The 19020-nt window shown below is 35.5% G+C and carries 16 protein-coding genes; all 16 read left to right on the forward strand.

Features of this window, described 5'->3' with window-relative positions; genetic code table 11:
- The first annotated feature begins 959 nt into the window (after window positions 1-959).
- Window positions 960-1646, forward strand: a complete 687-nt coding sequence (ftsE, locus tag SPD89_RS05435; RefSeq protein ID WP_336260948.1) for a cell division ATP-binding protein FtsE — start codon at window positions 960-962, stop codon at window positions 1644-1646.
- Complete coding sequence (gene ftsX, locus SPD89_RS05440; protein ID WP_336261061.1) at window positions 1643-2536, forward strand: permease-like cell division protein FtsX; 894 nt, start codon at window positions 1643-1645, stop codon at window positions 2534-2536. The genes ftsE and ftsX overlap by 4 nt, the downstream gene beginning before the upstream one ends.
- A 66-nt stretch (window positions 2537-2602) precedes the next feature.
- Window positions 2603-4048 carry a murein hydrolase activator EnvC family protein gene (locus SPD89_RS05445; protein WP_336260949.1) on the forward strand — a complete coding sequence of 482 codons (1446 nt, stop codon included), beginning with the start codon at window positions 2603-2605 and terminating at the stop codon, window positions 4046-4048.
- 493 nt (window positions 4049-4541) lie between these two features.
- Window positions 4542-5996 (forward strand): S41 family peptidase, encoded by a 1455-nt coding sequence (locus SPD89_RS05450; RefSeq protein WP_336260950.1) that lies wholly within the window; start codon window positions 4542-4544, stop codon window positions 5994-5996.
- An 87-nt stretch (window positions 5997-6083) separates the two neighbouring features.
- Window positions 6084-7286: a PDZ domain-containing protein gene (locus SPD89_RS05455; RefSeq protein ID WP_336260951.1), complete on the forward strand. Its 1203-nt coding sequence runs from the start codon at window positions 6084-6086 to the stop codon at window positions 7284-7286.
- A gap of 30 nt (window positions 7287-7316) precedes the next feature.
- The gene (locus tag SPD89_RS05460; RefSeq protein WP_336260952.1) at window positions 7317-7532 is read left to right on the forward strand and encodes a hypothetical protein; all 216 of its coding nucleotides are present in this window, start codon (window positions 7317-7319) and stop codon (window positions 7530-7532) included.
- 260 nt (window positions 7533-7792) lie between these two features.
- Window positions 7793-9778: an excinuclease ABC subunit UvrB gene (uvrB, locus tag SPD89_RS05465; protein WP_336260953.1), complete on the forward strand. Its 1986-nt coding sequence runs from the start codon at window positions 7793-7795 to the stop codon at window positions 9776-9778.
- 25 nt (window positions 9779-9803) lie between these two features.
- Complete coding sequence (uvrA, locus tag SPD89_RS05470; RefSeq protein ID WP_336260954.1) at window positions 9804-12674, forward strand: excinuclease ABC subunit UvrA; 2871 nt, start codon at window positions 9804-9806, stop codon at window positions 12672-12674.
- 238 nt (window positions 12675-12912) lie between these two features.
- On the forward strand, window positions 12913-13257 hold the full coding sequence (locus SPD89_RS05475; RefSeq protein ID WP_336260955.1) for a YojF family protein: 345 nt from the start codon (window positions 12913-12915) through the stop codon (window positions 13255-13257).
- Window positions 13258-13277: 20 nt separating this feature from the next.
- Complete coding sequence (gene bshB2, locus SPD89_RS05480; protein WP_336260956.1) at window positions 13278-13955, forward strand: bacillithiol biosynthesis deacetylase BshB2; 678 nt, start codon at window positions 13278-13280, stop codon at window positions 13953-13955.
- Between the two features lie 48 nt (window positions 13956-14003).
- Window positions 14004-14375, forward strand: a complete 372-nt coding sequence (locus tag SPD89_RS05485; RefSeq protein ID WP_336260957.1) for a phage holin family protein — start codon at window positions 14004-14006, stop codon at window positions 14373-14375.
- A gap of 360 nt (window positions 14376-14735) precedes the next feature.
- Window positions 14736-15671, forward strand: coding sequence for an HPr(Ser) kinase/phosphatase (hprK, locus tag SPD89_RS05490; protein ID WP_336260958.1), 936 nt, complete (start codon window positions 14736-14738; stop codon window positions 15669-15671).
- A 56-nt stretch (window positions 15672-15727) separates the two neighbouring features.
- The gene (gene lgt / locus SPD89_RS05495) at window positions 15728-16555 is read left to right on the forward strand and encodes a prolipoprotein diacylglyceryl transferase (protein WP_336260959.1); all 828 of its coding nucleotides are present in this window, start codon (window positions 15728-15730) and stop codon (window positions 16553-16555) included.
- Window positions 16556-16680: 125 nt separating this feature from the next.
- Window positions 16681-17316, forward strand: a complete 636-nt coding sequence (ppaX, locus tag SPD89_RS05500; protein ID WP_336260960.1) for a pyrophosphatase PpaX — start codon at window positions 16681-16683, stop codon at window positions 17314-17316.
- 3 nt (window positions 17317-17319) lie between these two features.
- Window positions 17320-17832 (forward strand): acyltransferase, encoded by a 513-nt coding sequence (locus tag SPD89_RS05505; RefSeq protein ID WP_336260961.1) that lies wholly within the window; start codon window positions 17320-17322, stop codon window positions 17830-17832.
- A gap of 190 nt (window positions 17833-18022) precedes the next feature.
- On the forward strand, window positions 18023-18964 hold the full coding sequence (gene trxB / locus SPD89_RS05510; RefSeq protein WP_336260962.1) for a thioredoxin-disulfide reductase: 942 nt from the start codon (window positions 18023-18025) through the stop codon (window positions 18962-18964).
- Window positions 18965-19020 lie beyond the last annotated feature (56 nt).

Genomic DNA, 19020 nt, shown 5'->3' on the forward strand with positions numbered 1-19020 from the left:
TTATCCGAAAATGGACGTCTGCTCTAATTTGGGCGCAAAAAAGCCCCCCTCCAAAAAAAGTAATTTCACTTTTTTTGGAAATCATTCATATTAAATCAATGCTTTTTTACTGTCCCTTTCGTATTTGTTAGGACTTGTTTCCGTTCTCGAGACTACTTGTGTCTATCGTAAGTAAAGTTAACATATCATACCTGTTTCCACTAAGGTGCTCGCCATGCATCCTTCTAAAACGTGGAGAGGTTGTATGTAACCGTACTTCGCCATAGAGTTGATCTTTAGTATGATCACAGTCCCTGTAATATTATGATTAACAGAGTAGCTCAAAATTAAACCGCATGCCCCCATTTTCATACATTGCGGTGTCTGTAAAGACATAGGAGTTTTGAACACGCACTTATAGTTGAACTGTACAGAAAGTCCATCGCCACGGATATATACACAGCGCTCATTTTAAGGCGACTGACCTAGCTGCTTATGCTACTCCTTTAGAAGTCTTGCCTAGGCCTATCCTCAAGCGCCTGTAAGGACGTCCTAGTGTCGATACAGGACACAAATCTTTACGGTGGGATGAAAGTGTAGCTACTACGATCCACCAGGACATGACCACTTTTAGCTGACTAGTAGTCTCCATGTATTTACTCTACTATTGAGGTAGTCTTTAAAAACACTTTACTATTTGTTTAATTATTTTTATAACCGAAATATTACTGAGAAAAAGGACCAATTTTTATACAACGAAAAAAATCACATTTCTCTAAATACAATCCTAAAACCAATCCTAATGCAGTTTTGAGGAAATGTTATAAAACTATTATATTTGAAATGTAATTGTAATAATTTTTTAGACAAAAATGCTGTAGTTTTATGGTATGCTATATATATCTGTTAGTGATTTTGTAGAATTTTGAAGTATGATACATAGTAGATAGCTAATAAATTTTAACGAAGGTGAATTTTATATGATAATAATGAAAGATGTCTCTAAGACATATTCAAATGGAGTAACAGCACTTACTGGTATTAACATCAATATAGAAAAAGGCGAATTCGTATATATCGTTGGACCTAGTGGGGCTGGTAAATCGACCTTTATCAGGCTCATTTATCGTGAGGAAGTACCTACGCAAGGCGAAATAATTATCAAAAATATCAGGACGAATGAAATGAAAAATAAAGAAATTCCTTATTTACGAAGAGAGATTGGTGTTGTCTTCCAAGACTTTAAGTTACTTCCAAGATTAACAGTTTACGAGAATGTTGCTTTTGCACTTGAAGTAATTGAAGAATCTCCGAGATTAATTCAAGACCGGGTAATGGAAGTATTAGATTTAGTTGGATTAAAGAATAAGGCACGCTCATTTCCAGACGAGTTGTCTGGTGGAGAACAACAACGGGTTTCTATCGCTAGAGCAATTGCGAATCACCCAAAAATAGTTATTGCAGATGAGCCAACCGGTAACTTGGACCCGGAAACGTCTTGGACTATTATGCGTATTTTTGAAGAGATAAATTTACGTGGTACGACACTTATTATGGCTACACATAGTAAAGAAATAGTGAACACGATTAAAAAGCGTGTTATTGCAATCGAAAACGGAATTATTGTAAGAGACGAAGATCAAGGGGATTATGGAATATGGTTATGAGATTTAGTACGTTGAAACGACATTTTCGTGAAGGTGCAAAAAATATCTTTCGTAATGGTTGGATGTCTGTCGCTTCGATCGGGGCCGTTACAGTTACGTTGATACTTGTAGGTACGTTTGTTGCGCTCATGTTAAATATTAATGAAATGGCGAATAAAGTTGAAGAAGATGTTGAAATAAAAGTATTGATTGAACTGACAGCGGAAGAGGATGAAATAAAAAATTTAAATAATGAAATAGAAAAAATTTCCGGGATAGATACGATTCGCTTTTCTTCTAAAGATGATGAATTGCAGGGACTCGTTGAAGGTATGGGAGAAGAAGGGCAAGCTTGGGAAATGTTTGAGCAAGATAACCCACTAAACCATGCGTATGTAGTAAAAGCAAAAAATCCACAAGATACAGAAAAGATCGCATCCCAAATTGAAAAATTTGATCCAGTTTATAAAGTTATTTACGGACAAGATGTTGTTCCAAGGTTATTTAAATTCAATAATTATGCTAGAGTGATTGGACTAGCTTTGATTGTAGGTCTTGTGTTAACGGCTGTGTTTTTAATCTCAAACACAATTAAACTAACAATCATGGCAAGAAGTAGAGAAATTGGAATTATGAAGTTAGTAGGAGCAACGAATGGATTTATAAGATGGCCGTTTTTTGTTGAGGGACTGCTTTTGGGAATTCTAGGTTCAATTCTTCCAATTATAGTAATTACAACAGCTTATTATCTAGCTATAGAAAATATTAGCGGACAAACATCATTCCATTTTGTTAAACTGCTTCCATTTAATCCGTTTATTTGGCAGCTATCAGGGATTATATTCTTAGTTGGTGCTCTTATTGGAATGTTGGGAAGTGGAATGAGTGTGCGGAAGTTTTTAAAAGTTTAATTCTAGAAAATATTTATTTATGAATGGTAATAACATTTTAAGTAAGCAAGAGGGGATAATACAACGATGAAAAGATTTAGATTTATTAGTATAATAATTACTTTTGTAATTGCTATGTCAATTGTCGATCATTCTATTTCAGCGGAATCTGTTCAAAAAGTTGATAAAGAAATTAAAGAATTAGAAAAAGAGAAAAGTAAACTGAATGAAAAACAAAACAACATTAATAGTGATAAAAAAGATGTTGAAAATAAAATGGACAAAAATTTAAGCAGCCAAAAATCTGTTGAAGAAAAAGTGAAACAAATTTCGAATGAGTTGGATGCAACGGAAGCAGATATCGAAACAAAGTCTGCCGAGATAGAAGCTACAAACAAAGAGATTAAAGAATTAGAAGCAGAAATAAAACAATTAAAAGCAGAAATTAAAGAGTTGGAAGAAAAAATTAAAAAACGAGAAGCTTTATTAAAAGACCGACTACGTTCTATCCAGGAAACTGGAGGGAATGAAAAATACATAACAGTAATTCTAGGTTCACAGAGTTTTAATGAGTTAATCTCAAGATCTTCTGCGGTAAACTCGATAATGGATCAAGATAAAAGTATCATGGAAGAGCAGGAAGCAGATCAACGAGCATTAGAACAAAAACAAAAAGAAGTAGAACAGAAAAAAGCTGATGTTGAGGAAAAAAAGGCTAAGCAAGAAAAACAAAAAGCAAACTTAGAATCATTAAAAAATAAACTCAATAAACAAAAGTCAGAAAAAGAGAAGCTTAAAGCTCACCTTGAAACAGAATATGAAGAATTAGAAGAGCATAATTTAAGTTTAGAAGACGAGCAACAACTTATTAATAGTCAAGCAGCTGTCGTTGAACAAGCAAAAGAATTAGCAGAGTCCGAAAAAGCAAGATTGGAACAAGAAGAACGTGAACGTGCTGCGGCAAAAGCATCTTCGTCTGAAGGTTCAAATTCACCTGAAGGTTCAAATTCTGCTGGAGACTCAAATTCATCTGGAGACTCAAATTCATCTGGAAGCTCAAAGTCTACTGGAGGCTCAAATTCATCTGGAGGTTCAAAGTCAACTGGAGACTCTCCATCAGCTAAGTCATCTACTGTAAGTAAGAGCGGATTTATTTGGCCAGCATCTGGAAGATTATCTTCTGGATATGGACCTAGAATACATCCAATTACCGGACAAGTAGGTAAAATGCATAACGGTATTGATATTGCAGCACCAACTGGAACATCAGTATATTCAGTATCTGCAGGTGTTGTAGCCTATGCAGGTTGGATGAATGGGTATGGTAACACAATTATGATTTCCCATGGATCTACAACAACGTTATATGCACATTTAAGCAGCATTTCAGTTTCTGTTGGGCAAACTGTAAGTCAAGGACAACAAATCGGTGCTATAGGAAGTACTGGAAACTCAACAGGACCACATTTACATTTTGAAGTACATCCGGGCGGATATAAAAATCCAGCAAATCCAATGGGTTACTTACCTTAAAAATATAGGTTCATAAATATAACTAAATAAGTAGAGACAAAGGATTTTAATTCATAGACAAATCCGAACTATAATTCAAATTTCTATAATAGAAGTTTGTAATAGTTCGGATTTTCCTTTTTCTGCTTTTGTATAATTTTTTGCTAATTGCCATAAACCGTTCAGAAAGTGCTAGGGTTGTTTTCTGCTCTGAACTATTGATTTAAGCAGGCACGGCTCATCAACAGTCAGTGGATAAGTGTTGTGTAATTCCGTAGCAGTAGGTTGATTACTATCCGAATTTACTTTAAAGTATACGCATAGTAAAATTCTACGGTTGAAATAGTTACATACACTATTCTATCCCTGTAATCGTTCGTGTTTAGAGTTAAACATTTTAGGCTCCCCAATTGATACTTAAAGTAAAAGATTCGACAAAGAATTGTAGGAACAAACTTGACCTTTATGGTAAACTATAGAAAGTAACGATTTTCACAATATTTGAGGTGGAAGAATGACTTTTAAAAAGCGTGAGTTAATTATTTTTATTTTAGTTACTTTTGCAGTTGGATTTTTAGGTGCATTTGCTGGTCTGAAATTATTGCAACCAAAAGTAAGTCAACAAGTTGAAATTCCCTTTGTAAAAGAAGGTAATAGTAGTGAGTTAGATGAAGATATGCAAACAATAAAACAAGCGTATGAATTGATTGAACAACATTATGTCGAGGGTGTTGAAGAAAATCAATTACTAGAAGGCGCTATTCAAGGCATGTTAGAAACATTAGATGATCCATACAGTTCTTTTATGAATACTGAAGCGATGGAAAGATTTAATGAACAAATTCAATCGTCTTTCCAAGGGATCGGTGCTGAAGTAAGCATGGTGGAAGGAAAAGTAACCATTGTCGCACCGATAAAGGATTCACCTGCTGAAAAAGCAGGATTACGGCCCAATGATCAAATTCTAAAAGTAGATGATGAAGAACTAGAAGGACTTAATTTGAATGAGGCTGTAGAAAAAATAAGAGGGGAAAAAGGTTCGGAAGTTGTATTATTAGTACAGAGAAAAGGTTCTTCTAAACCTTTTGAAGTGGAAATTGTTCGTGAAGATATACCAATTGAAACGGTTCATAAAGAATTAGAAACAGTTGATGGAAAGAAAACCGGGATTATTGAAATAAGTTCATTTTCTGAAACGACTGCAAATGAATTTGAAGAAATCTTACTATCTTTAGAAGAAGATGGAATTGAAGGACTTGTCATAGATGTTCGTGGTAATCCAGGAGGTTTACTCGATTCAATAGAAGAAATTTTACATTCCTTTGTTCCAGATGACATTCCTTATTTACAAATTGAGGATGGGGAAGGGAAAAAAGACAAGTTTTATACGAATTTAAAAGAGAAAAAACCTTATCCAATTAGTGTAGTTATTGATGAGGGAAGTGCTTCTGCTTCTGAGATTTTGGCAGCAGCAATGAAAGAAATTGGTTATGATATTGTTGGTACGACAAGTTTCGGTAAAGGGACTGTTCAACAAGCAGTGCCAATCGGTAACAAAAAAGAAGAAAGTACGATTAAATTAACGTTTTATAAATGGTTATCTCCAAAAGGTAATTGGATAAATGAAGTTGGGGTAGAACCAACCATAGAGCAAAAACAGCCGGAGTTCTTTTATGCAAATCCAATCCAGGTTGAAAAAACATTAAAACTTGATAATACAGATGAACAAATTAAAAATGCACAAATTATGCTATCAGGTATTGGATATGATACAAAACGAGACGACGGATATTTCGATAAGAAAACGAAACAAGCGGTAATGGAATTTCAAAAAGATCATGATCTTACAGTAAATGGAGAAATTAACGAAGAAACGGCATATGCGATTGAGTCAAAAGTTATCGAGATAATTCGAAGTAAAGAACAGGATTTACAACTACAAAAAGCGTTGGAAGAACTGTATAAATAAAAACATAATAGAAAAATGAAAAGAATGTGTGCAACTTCTGTGAGAGGTAATGTTCCATTAAGATAGCATAAGAGCAGGTGAATGATAATGTTAGAAACATGGCTAATTGAATTGGTTAAAGGTATTGGAAAACTTTTTATAAATCCTTTATTTTACTGGGGAATGCTCCTGTTTGTTATAACAGGATATAAACGAATTCGAAAAGAAAGAACATATTTTGGAATGAAGGTAAACGATATTTTTTCAGAAGGAAGTAAGACCTTCATAGTCTCGCTTTTGTTCAGCATTATCATTTCTCTTTTAGCTATTAGTTTTGGGATTATTATTTCCTTCGAGATAATGGCTGTACTAGTTATAGTGATGTTTATACTAAGTATAACTGGCTCAACTGCGATGTTATCGGCCAGTTATACCATTGGAATTTCGTTTATTTTGCTTTTGATTTTACCGTTTATTGATTTAGGTTCGTTAGATGCCTATGTAAACTATAATAATATTACGGTTATACATTTTATCTCTATTGCTATTTTAACTGGACTGTTTTTACTTGTTGAATCGATATTAATCGGATTTAATAAAAGCAAACAATCTTTTCCTGCTTTAACATTAAGTGAACGAGGAATTTGGATCGGTGAGCATCACCTGAAAAAGCTAATATTTATTCCGTTTTTTGCCTTAATACCAACGGAAAGTATTACTGGAATTTCTCCTTTCTGGCCTTATTTTGAATATGGAAGCCAATCTTTTAGTTTAATCATGTTTCCATTTTTTATTGGCTACCATTATAAAGTGAGAAGTGAACTTCCACAGAAAGCTGCAGAGAAACTGTCACAGTCAACTTTATATTTAAGTTTAGTAGTTTTGACAATTGCAATTGGTAGTTTGTTTTATCCATTTCTGTCGTTTATTGCAATATTTATTGCTTTGATAGGAAAAGAATGGATGACATATCGACACCGGACAAAGGATCGGAAAAGACCTGCATATTTCACTCCATTACATCAAGGAGTCAAAGTACTGACGGTAATACCAAATAGTCGTGCAGATCGTTTAGGTATCTTAGTTGGGGAAACTATATTAAAAGTAAATGGACAAGTCGTCACTAATTCGTCACAATTCTATGAAGCATTACAAAATAGTGGAGCGTTTTTTAAACTTAATATATTAGATTATCAGGGAGAAGTACGGTTTGTAAATAGTGCATTCTACGAGGAAGATCATCACGAATTAGGTGTTATCTTTGCAGAGGATCCAAATTTTTTTCCAATAAAAGCTTCCACAGCAAAATGATATAATAAAGCTTTTAAAAGAAATTACAAGATGTGTAAAAAGTCACAACTTGTAATTTTTTTATTTTATGATGTAGTTAACAATAAAGGAATGATAAGGAGGAGTGCTGTTTTAGCTATTCCAAAAAGACCGGAAGTTGACAATGATGACGTGGAACAAACTGAATTCTCTGTTGGTGATACAGTTGAAGTGAATGTAACGGTAAGAGATGTTATACATCATTTGGTATTTATGATCCAGATATGAATATTGTTGGGCAAACACAAGCAATGCCGGATTATACGAACACATTTTATTTTACTTTTTCATAAACCTGGTACGTATCAAAAATTATGTCTTAAATATTGTAGATTGGCACACCATTTAATGGGTGCTGAAATTATAGATTTGTCATTATAAAAAGAGTTTGATAAATAAACGTATATATGGAATGTTAGTTCGGTAATATGGTACAATTATAATGGTTGAAAATTAATGATAGACTTATATAGATTGGAGTTCTAAATATGGCAGAAAGGTTTGAACTAGTTTCATCTTATGAGCCACGCGGAGATCAACCAAAAGCAATTGAAAAGCTGGTTGAACAAGTAAAAGAAGGAAATAACCATTTAACATTACTTGGTGCAACAGGAACAGGTAAAACATTTACGATATCAAATGTTATTAAGAAGATAAATCGTCCAACATTAGTTATTGCACATAATAAAACGTTAGCTGGTCAATTATATAGTGAATTTAAAGAGTTTTTTCCTAACAATGCTGTAGAGTATTTTGTTAGTTATTATGATTATTATCAGCCAGAAGCATATGTTCCTTCTACTGATACATTTATTGAAAAAGATGCGAGCATTAACGATGAAATAGATAAACTGAGGCACTCGGCAACATCAGCTTTGTTTGAAAGACGAGATGTATTAATTGTTGCGAGTGTATCTTGTATTTATGGGTTAGGTTCTCCAGAAGAATATAAAAGCCAGGTTCTTTCCATTCGGATGGGGATGGAAATTGAACGTGATCAATTATTGCGGAAACTCGTAGACATTCAATATGCGCGCAATGATATTGATTTTAAACGGGGTACATTCCGTGTTCGGGGTGACTCTGTGGAGATTATTCCAGCCTCAAAGGAGGAACACTGTATCCGGATTGAATTTTTTGGGGATGAAATTGACCGAATTAGGGAGGTAGATGCATTAACAGGAGAAATTATCGGTGATCGTGAACATGTAGCTATTTTCCCTGCTTCTCACTTCGTTACTGGTGAAGATAAGATGAAAATTGCAATCAATAGTATTCAAGAAGAGTTAAAGGAAAGGTTAGCAGAATTAAAAGCAGATAATCGTTTGTTAGAGGCGCAACGTTTGGAACAGCGAACGAATTACGATCTTGAAATGATGCGTGAAATGGGATTTTGTTCAGGCATTGAGAACTACTCCCGACATATTACATTAAGGGAGCCAGGTTCTACACCATATACATTGCTCGACTTCTTTCCGGACGATTACCTTGTAGTAATCGATGAGTCTCATGCTACATTACCACAAATTCGGGGAATGTACAACGGAGATAAAGCAAGAAAACAAATGCTTGTTGATCATGGATTTAGATTACCGTCTGCACTCGATAACCGCCCGCTTAAATTTGAAGAGTTTGAAAAGAAAACTGGACAAAAGGTGTATGTTTCTGCAACCCCTGGTCCATATGAAATGGAACATACGAAAGAAATAGTCGAGCAAATTATTCGACCGACCGGGTTATTAGATCCGAAAATCGACGTTCGACCAATTGAAGGTCAAATTGATGATCTCATTGGAGAAATTAATCAACGAATTGAGCGAGATGAACGAGTATTAATAACAACTTTAACAAAACGAATGGCAGAAGATTTAACGGACTACTTAAAAGAACTTAATTTAAAAGTAGCATACTTGCATTCCGAAGTTAAAACACTCGAGCGCATCGAAATTATCCGCGATTTACGTGTAAGGAAATATGATGTAATAGTTGGAATTAACTTGCTTAGAGAAGGGCTGGACATCCCGGAGGTTTCGCTTGTAGCAATTTTAGATGCGGATAAGGAAGGCTTCCTTCGTTCGGAACGTTCCCTAATTCAAACGTCTGGACGGGCAGCGCGTAACGAAAATGGTCAAGTAATTATGTATGCAGACAATATAACAAAATCAATGCAAGTGGCAATAGATGAGACGAATCGTCGTCGTAAAATTCAAGAGGAATTTAACAAAAAGCACGGAATTACACCGAAAACCGTTAAGAAAGAAGTTCGTGATTTAATACGAGCAACCCATGTTGCGGAAGATGAAGAAGTATATACAGATCAAGGTTTAGCGGAAGTTATAAACATGCCGAAAAAAGATCGGGAAAAAGTGGTCGAACAGATGGAAAAAGAAATGCGAGAAGCGGCAAAAGAGCTTAATTTTGAACGAGCAACTGAACTTCGTGATATCATTTTTGAACTTAAAGTAGAAGGCTAATAGGTTGGAAGGATGAAAGCAAATCATGCCTGGAAAAAAAATAAAAATTCGTGGCGCAAGAGCCCATAATTTAAAAAATATTGATATTGATATACCAAAAAACAAATTAGTTGTAGTTACCGGATTATCAGGTTCAGGTAAATCATCGCTAGCCTTCGATACAATTTATGCAGAAGGTCAGCGTCGGTATGTAGAATCATTATCTGCCTACGCAAGGCAATTTTTGGGGCAGATGGATAAGCCGGATGTTGATACGATTGAAGGGTTATCTCCGGCGATCTCTATCGACCAGAAGACAACAAGTAAAAATCCGCGTTCGACTGTTGCGACAGTAACAGAAATTTATGATTATTTACGGTTATTGTACGCGCGTGTTGGTCGCCCTGTTTGTCCAATTCATGGTATCGAAATTTCCTCACAAACTGTTCAACAAATGGTTGATCAAGTGATGGGCTATTCGGAGCGGACGCGGATTCAAATTCTTGCTCCAGTTGTATCCGGAAGAAAAGGTGAGCATGTAAAATTGCTCGAAAACCTACAGCAAGAAGGTTACGTACGTATCCGAGTAGATGGTGAGATGCGTGAAGTAACAGAAGAAATCAAACTTGATAAAAATAAAAAACATTCCATCGAAGTTGTTGTTGACCGAATTATTTTAAAAGATGGTGTGGAAGGCCGTTTAACAGACTCTCTAGAAACGGCACTCCCATTGGGTGAAGGACGAGTCATTATTGATATTATTGGGGAAGAAGAAATTGTCATGAACGAAAGTCATGCATGTCCAGCGTGTGGTTTTTCAATTGATGAACTAGAACCACGACTGTTTTCATTCAACGCTCCATATGGCGCATGTCCGACATGTGATGGACTTGGGACGAATTTAGAAGTCGATCTCGATCTTGTTATTCCGGATTGGACATTATCATTAAACGAAGGGGCAATTGAGGCTTGGGAGCCAATTAGTTCTCAGTACTATCCGCAATTACTAAAAAGTGTTTGTAATCATTATGGAATTGATATGGATATTCCCGTAAAAGATATACCGAAAAAACAGATGGATAAAATTTTATACGGTAGTGGCCGCGAATATATTACGTTTCATTATGTCAGTGATTTCGGCAGAGAAAGGAATAATCGAATTCAGTTTGAAGGAGTTGTTGGAAATATTGCTCGCCGTTATCGGGAAACCTCCTCTGATTTTACACGTGAGTCATTGGAAAAATATATGGCAGAAAATGCTTGTCCTACTTGTGATGGGTATCGCTTAAATACAGAAGCGCTTGCTGTCTTTGTTGCTGATAAACATATTGGACAAGTCACAGAATTATCGATAAAAGAAGCCTATGAGTTTTTCCAAATGCTTGAATTAAATGAAAAAGATGCTCAAATTGCAAAAATGGTCTTAAAAGAAATTAATGACCGACTACTATTCTTGATGAATGTTGGCCTCAATTATTTAACGATGGCTCGCTCTTCCGGAACATTATCTGGTGGAGAAGCACAGCGAATTCGTCTTGCCACACAAATTGGTTCTGCTTTAACAGGAGTTTTATATGTACTAGATGAGCCATCAATAGGGTTGCATCAACGTGATAATGATCGTTTAATCCAGACTATGCAACATATGCGTGATTTAGATAATACGTTAATTGTCGTCGAACATGATGAAGATACAATGCTTGCTGCGGACTGGATTGTCGATATCGGCCCTGGTGCTGGTGATCATGGTGGCGAAATTGTAGCGAATGGTACGCCAAAAAGTATTATGAAAAATTCAAAATCATTAACCGGAAAATATTTGTCTGGAAAAGAATTTATTGCACTTCCGACTGAGCGGCGTCCGCTTGATGATCGATACATTGAAGTTTTCGGTGCCGAAGAAAATAATTTAAAAAATGTCGATGTTCGATTTCCGATCGGTGTGATGACCGTTGTAACAGGCGTTTCTGGTTCAGGAAAAAGTACACTCGTCAACGAGATTCTGTATAAGTCTTTGGCAAAATATTTATATAAAGGTAAACATCGTCCAGGTATACATGAAAAAATAAATGGGTTAGAGTTTATTGATAAAGTGATCGATATTAACCAAGCGCCGATAGGTAGAACACCACGTTCTAATCCTGCAACATACACAGGAGTGTTCGATGACATTCGAGATGTTTTTGCGCAAACAAATGAAGCGAAAATTCGTGGTTATCAAAAAGGGCGATTTAGCTTTAACGTAAAAGGTGGACGTTGTGAAGCATGTCGTGGGGATGGAATTTTAAAAATTGAAATGCATTTTTTACCAGATGTCTATGTTCCTTGTGAAGTTTGTGAAGGTAAAAGGTATAACCGTGAAACATTAGAGATTAAATTTAAAGGGAAAAATATTGCTGAAGTATTAGATATGCGAGTAGAAGAAGCAGTGGATTTTTTCAGTAATATTCCGAAAATAAAAAGAAAGTTGCAGACTGTATTTGATGTCGGGTTAGGCTATATCAAACTAGGTCAACCTGCTACGACGCTATCTGGCGGTGAAGCCCAACGTGTAAAACTCGCGAGCGAACTTCATAAACGTTCGAATGGCAAAACAGTCTATATTTTAGATGAACCGACAACTGGACTACATGCTGATGATATTAAACGTCTTTTGGCTGTGTTGCAGCGCCTTGTTGATAATGGTGATACGGTAATTATTATTGAACATAATTTAGATGTGATTAAAACTGCTGACCATATTATCGATCTCGGTCCTGAAGGTGGAGATGGTGGAGGACAAATCATTGCTACTGGAACACCTGAAGAAATTACAGAAGTAGAAGAATCATTCACTGGTCAGTATTTAAAACAAATAATTGAACGTGATTGCGATAGAATGGAAGCAACTATTAAAGAAAAAATAAAGAAAGCTTAAGTAAGAAGAGGTTACCGAAATTCAGGTAGCCTTTTTAATTATTTGTAATGAATTAGCTCAAATCGAGGTAGGAGTTGCTCAAGTTGAAAGTTGCTTAAAGGTTGAATTACTCAAGCTAAGTGAAACCGAGCATAGTTGAAATTGTGTTTTATATCACAAAATGTTCAATCATAAATTTTGACGTCTGTTCACTTTATTTGTAAGCTAAAAAGAGGATGAATAGAGGAGGTCTTTGTGCATGGAAGCTATTATAATAGAGAAAGTACAAAAAGAACTTAATCAATTAAAAAACAAGCCAATATATATTCATTTAGAAACAACAAATGGTGCATACGCAAGTCATTTTGGAAATAAAGGAGTTAATGTTGGTGCCTACATTCGTAATGCGCAAATTACGTTTACAGAAGCAGTTATTAAAGGTGATATTGGACACCGAGTTGGTCTGAAAACAGAACTCGGATGGGTTTATGCAGAGGGGTTAATGGATTATGAAATATACGAAGATAAATTACTTTTAGCAGGTCATGATCCTGAAGGAAGATTAATGGTCGCTTTACAACTAAGTGAAACGCCGTTTAAATAAATAATAAATGAGGGAATAAAATGGAGAATCAGAAACATGTCGTAATTATTTATCCGCATCCTGATGATGAATCGTTTGGCGCTGCAGGAACTATATATCAGTTTCGGAAACAAGGTGTTCCTGTTACGTATTTATGTGGAACCTTAGGTGAAATGGGAAGGAATATGGGAACACCTCCATTTGCGAATCGAGAAACTTTGTCTAAAATTCGTGAAAAAGAACTAAAAGAAGCATGTAAGTTTTTAGGTATTGACTATCGTTTGTTAAGGTATAGGGATAAAACGATTGAGTTTGAGAATAAAACAAAGGTAGCAAAACATATTAAAGAAGTTTTAGAAGATATTGAGCCAACACTTGTTATTACGCATTATCCAGAACATGGCATTCATCCAGATCATAACGCCCTTGGAGAGGCAACGATTGAAGCGGTACGCCTGATGGATGCAGAGAAGCGTCCAACAGTATGGGCATCAGCAATTACGCCTGATTTTGAGCGAGTACTTGGTGAACCGGATGTTGTCATACCAGTGGAAGATGAGCGTTTTGATTTTAAATTAGAAGCGATTATGAAACATAAATCACAAGCTGAAGGTATGTTGAAAAAAATGCAAGATATGCCGGATGAAATGAAAATATATATAGAAGGCTTAAAAGAACGACTAGGAAAAGAGCGCTTTTTTATTTGGAAGTTTGATTGATCGCAAATTAGATACACCAATAAAAAATACAAAAGAGGAGTTATTATTATGATGCGAATTTTTCTTGGTTGGTTTACCTCGGTCTTTTTAAATGCAATAGCTTTAATAGCGGTAGCGCAGCTGTTTGAATCTTTCTATATAAAAGATTTTCAAACGGCATTAATTGCAAGTATCGTCTTATCAATTTTAAATTTTATTGTCAGACCGATTTTAATTGTTCTAACATTACCAATAACTATTATGACGTTTGGTTTTTTCATCCTCATAATTAATGCTATTACCTTAATGATTACACAAAATTTGATGGGAGAAGCGTTTATTATTGATGGATTTGGTGTAGCATTTTTAGCTTCAATATTAATTTCGTTAATTACTATTTTTCTGCAGAAGTTGATAGGGGATACAGTAAAACAATCATAACAGCCTTGGGATGGGAAGGAGGGAGATCTTTTTTCCATCTTTTTTATTAAGGAGATGTTCAAAAGATTCAGCAAACGTCTAAGCAATTATTTCCAGTTGGACATCTCCTCAAATTTAGCTACTTCGACTGTTACGTACATCATCATAAAAAACCCGTCCATCAAAAATATTTTTTAATGAGAAGAACGAAAATCCAGAGTCATTATATCCGACCTTGGTCTATTCAATCCAGTACATAAAGGAAATGGATGGAAAAGTTATTAATAGATAATTTCTTATATAAACGGTAAAATTAAGGATGAACTATTTTTTTCTTATCATATTATAAAACAATGCAGCTTATCTAGGGGGGAACATAGGATGCGAGTTGTGCGAACCAAAGATTTGTTAGATAATTTTAATTTAACATTGGTAGCAGGAGAAGATGGAATTCATCGAGAAATTACCTCTAACGACATATCAAGACCCGCATTTGAAATGACCGGTTTTTTTGAATATTACCCGAAAGAACGAATTCAAATTATTGGCAAAACAGAGATGAATTATTTTCTAAACTTATCGGAAGAGGAACAACGAGATCGGGCAGAACGGCTTTGTACAGATATTACCCCTGGAATTGTTGTATCTAATTGGATGGATATACCTGATGTATTAATGGTAGCTGCCAATGATGCAGGTGTTCCAATACTAAAATCACCCCGAACGACAAATAGGGTAATTGTTCGGATTACGAATTATTTAGGAGCAAAATTTGCACCTTCTACAGCGTTACACGGTGTTTTAGTTGATATTTATGGAGTCGGTGTTCTAATAATGGGACAAAGTGGTGTAGGTAAAAGTGAAACCGCACTTGAATTAGTAAAAAGAGGTCACCGATTAGTAGCAGATGATAGTGTGGAAATAAGACAAGAAGATTACGATACATTAATTGGAAATGCACCGCCTTTAATTGAACATCTTCTTGAAATACGCGGTCTAGGCATTTTGAATATTATGACATTATTTGGTGCGGGAGCGGTAAAAAGTTATAAACGAATTTCATACATTGTTCAGTTGGAATTATGGGATGACAAAAAGCAATATGAACGCCTGGGAATTGAGGAAGAAACGATGAAAATTATGGATGTCCGGATCCCAAAGGCAATCATTCCGGTACGTCCAGGTAGAAATTTAGCAGTCATTATTGAAGTTGCTGCAATGAATTTTCGCTTAAAGCGAATGGGAGTGAACGCAGCGGAAGACTTTTCAGATCAGTTGGCAACGATGATTCAACAGAATAATGAGAATAATTATTAAAAAGTTCGAGTATAATTATAAAATTTAAATTGTAAACTCGATCAGGAGTGATTTATTTGACTTGTGAAGCTGAAGCATTAAATCGTGTATTTCTCCAAGTTGGTCCTATCTCCATCTATTGGTATGGTGTCATTATTGCATCAGGACTTTTTCTTGGACTATATTTAGCGACAAAAGAAGCAGATCGGCTCGGTCTGAAAAAAGATTTAATTACAGATTTAATTGTGTTTGCTGCACCGATTGCGATTATTTTTGCTCGTATTTATTATGTTATTTTTGAATGGGAAAATTACCGCGGTGCTTCTTTTATATCTTTAATTGCTGTTTGGGAAGGCGGAATTGCAATCCACGGTGCGCTAATTGGGGCTGTTTTGACAGCAATTGTTTATGCACGTGTTAAAGACGTTTCTTTTTGGCAACTGGCTGATATTGTTGCACCGAGCTTAATATTAGGGCAAGCTATTGGACGCTGGGGTAACTTTATGAATCAGGAAGCGCATGGTGGTCCGATTTCTGAAGCGGCTTATCAAAACTTTCATCAATATTTACCGGACTTTATTATGAATCAAATGTGTATCAATGGAGTTTTATATCATCCGACGTTTTTATACGAATCTTTCTGGAATATTTTAGTGTTTATCGGGTTACTTTTACTTAGAAAATATAATCCGCTTCGTGGAGAAATATTCTTAAGTTACATAATTATGTATTCGATTGGTCGTATTTTTATCGAAGGAATGCGAACAGACAGTTTGTTTTTAGGACCAATTAAACAAGCACAATTGTTCTCATTATTACTAATTATTGGAGCAATTATTTTAATAATTTATCGAAGAAAATCAGATAAAGTTGATAGAAAATATGATGGGGCAAAGGTGAAATAATTGCAAGAAGGTTTTATATTTGCATAATGTATAAAGCCTTCTCTCTAGAGTATTACTATGGTAATCATTTTATTGTGGTACTGGTTAAATCCGAATAGAAGATCAAAGGAGTAGAGAAGTTACTTATGAGCATTGAAACAATTTTATTTGATTTGGACGGAACATTGATTGACACAAATGAATTAATTCATCAGTCCTTTGAATATACATTCAATTATTATGGATATTCATTCACACGGGAGGAAATATTACAATTTAATGGTCCGCCTCTTATTAAGACATTTACGGAAATAAATCCAGATCTAGCAGAAGAAATGATCGCAACTTACCGAAAACATAATTTAGAACATCATAATGATTATGTAAAGTTATTTCCAAATGTTAAGGAAACGTTAAAAGAATTGCATGAAGCTGGGAAACGTATGGGAATCGTTTCAGCCAAAATGCGGCTGGGCGTAGAGTTGGGCTTGGAAGTAACTGGAATTAGGTCGTTTTTTGATACGGTTGTTGCTGTTGACGATGTTCAAAACCCGAAGCCCCATCCCGAACCTGTTTTAAGAGGAGCAAAAGCATTGGCAGCAGAACTTAGGTGCTCATTAATGGTTGGGGATAATTATCATGATATAGAGTCTGGTAAAAATGCAGGTGTAAAAACTGCTGGGGTAGCATGGAGCTTAAAGGGAAAAGAATATTTACAGAAATTTAATCCAACATATATGTTAGAAGATATACGAGACTTACTTCCAATTGTGGGAGGGTAAAGGATGCGAAAAACGGATAGATATAAAGTAAAAGATGCAAATTCATTGTGGAGAATTTATAAAACGGTACCTTTTTTGAAAGTGGTAAAAAACTTTATCGTCATTCAAATTGCCCGCTACACTCCGTTTTTAAGTGTAAAAAATTGGTTGTACCGTACATTTCTTAGAATGGATGTTGGAAAGCAAACTTCATTTGCCTTAATGGTGATGCCTGATATCATGTTTCCAGAGAGAATTAAAGTCGGAAATAACAGCATCATCGGATATAACACAACGTTGCTCGCTCATGAATATTTAATTGAAGAATACCGAATTGGTGATGTGATTATTGGAGATAACGTATTAGTAGGTGCCAATACTACGATTTTACCAGGAGTTACAATTGGAGATAATGCTGTTGTCTCAGCAGCCTCACTCGTACATAAAAATGTACCGCCAGGAGCTTTTGTAGGAGGCAACCCAATGAAAATAATTTATACAAAAGAAGAAATGGAAGCAAGGGCAGAGAAAAGCTAATGCGTCTAGCAAGGGAAAAATACAATAAAACTTGGATTATTTCAAACGTTATTTAATATACTAATAGTTTGTGCAATTGTGAGCATATAAATAGACGCACGGTTCACCTTCTTATAAGCTATAGGTAGAAATAGAAATTTAAGTATTGCTGGCATAAAATAAATTACAACGATGGAAGGAAGGATCTTACATGAGTGAAGAGCATATGTATGATGTAATCATTGCAGGAGCAGGACCGGCCGGAATGACAGCTGCAGTTTATGCATCTCGTGCGAATCTTGACACGTTAATGCTTGAGCGAGGTGTTCCAGGAGGACAGATGGCAGACACGGAAGACATTGAAAACTATCCAGGATTTGAAAACATCTTAGGTCAAGAATTATCTACTAAAATGTTTGAACATGCGAAAAAGTTTGGTGCGGGGTACGCTTATGGAGATATTAAAGGTGTAGAAGATCATGGTAGCTATAAAGAAGTAAATGCAGGAAGCAAAACATATAAGACGAGAGCGTTGATAATTACTACTGGTGCACAATATAAAAAATTAGGTGTTCCAGGTGAAACGGAATTAACTGGGCGCGGGGTATCATACTGTGCAGTTTGTGATGGAGCGTTTTTTAAAGAAAAAGAAATTGCGGTTATCGGTGGGGGAGACTCAGCAGTTGAGGAAGGAATTTACCTAACTAGATTTGCAAAAAAAGTAACCATCATTCACCGCCGGGATGAATTACGCGCACAAAAAATTATTCAAGATCGTGCATTTAACAATAATAAAATAGAATTTGTTTGGGACACGATTGTAGAAGAAATAAATGGAGAAAATGGTAAAGTAAGCTATCTCTCTACAAAGAACGTAAAGACTGGGGAAACAGGCAAATTTAAAACGGATGGGGTTTTCGTTTATATCGGTATGTTGCCATTAAGTGAACCTTTTAAATCACTGGGAATTGTCGATGAAGAAGGATACATCCCGACAAATGAAAATATGGAGACAAATGTACCTGGCGTTTTTGCAGCAGGTGATATTCGAGTAAAGGAATTGAGACAAGTTGTGACAGCTACTGGCGATGGAAGTATTGCAGCAGAGCAAGCACAAAAATATATAGAAGAGCTAGCTGAGAAAGTTAAATAAGTTCCATATTAGTACGTGTTCAAAAAGGAGGATAAAAAGGATCAAGAAGTTCGAGG

Origin of the sequence: Pseudogracilibacillus sp. SO30301A (genome assembly GCF_037072025.1) — a bacterium.
Classification (GTDB): Bacteria; Bacillota; Bacilli; order Bacillales; family Amphibacillaceae; genus Pseudogracilibacillus.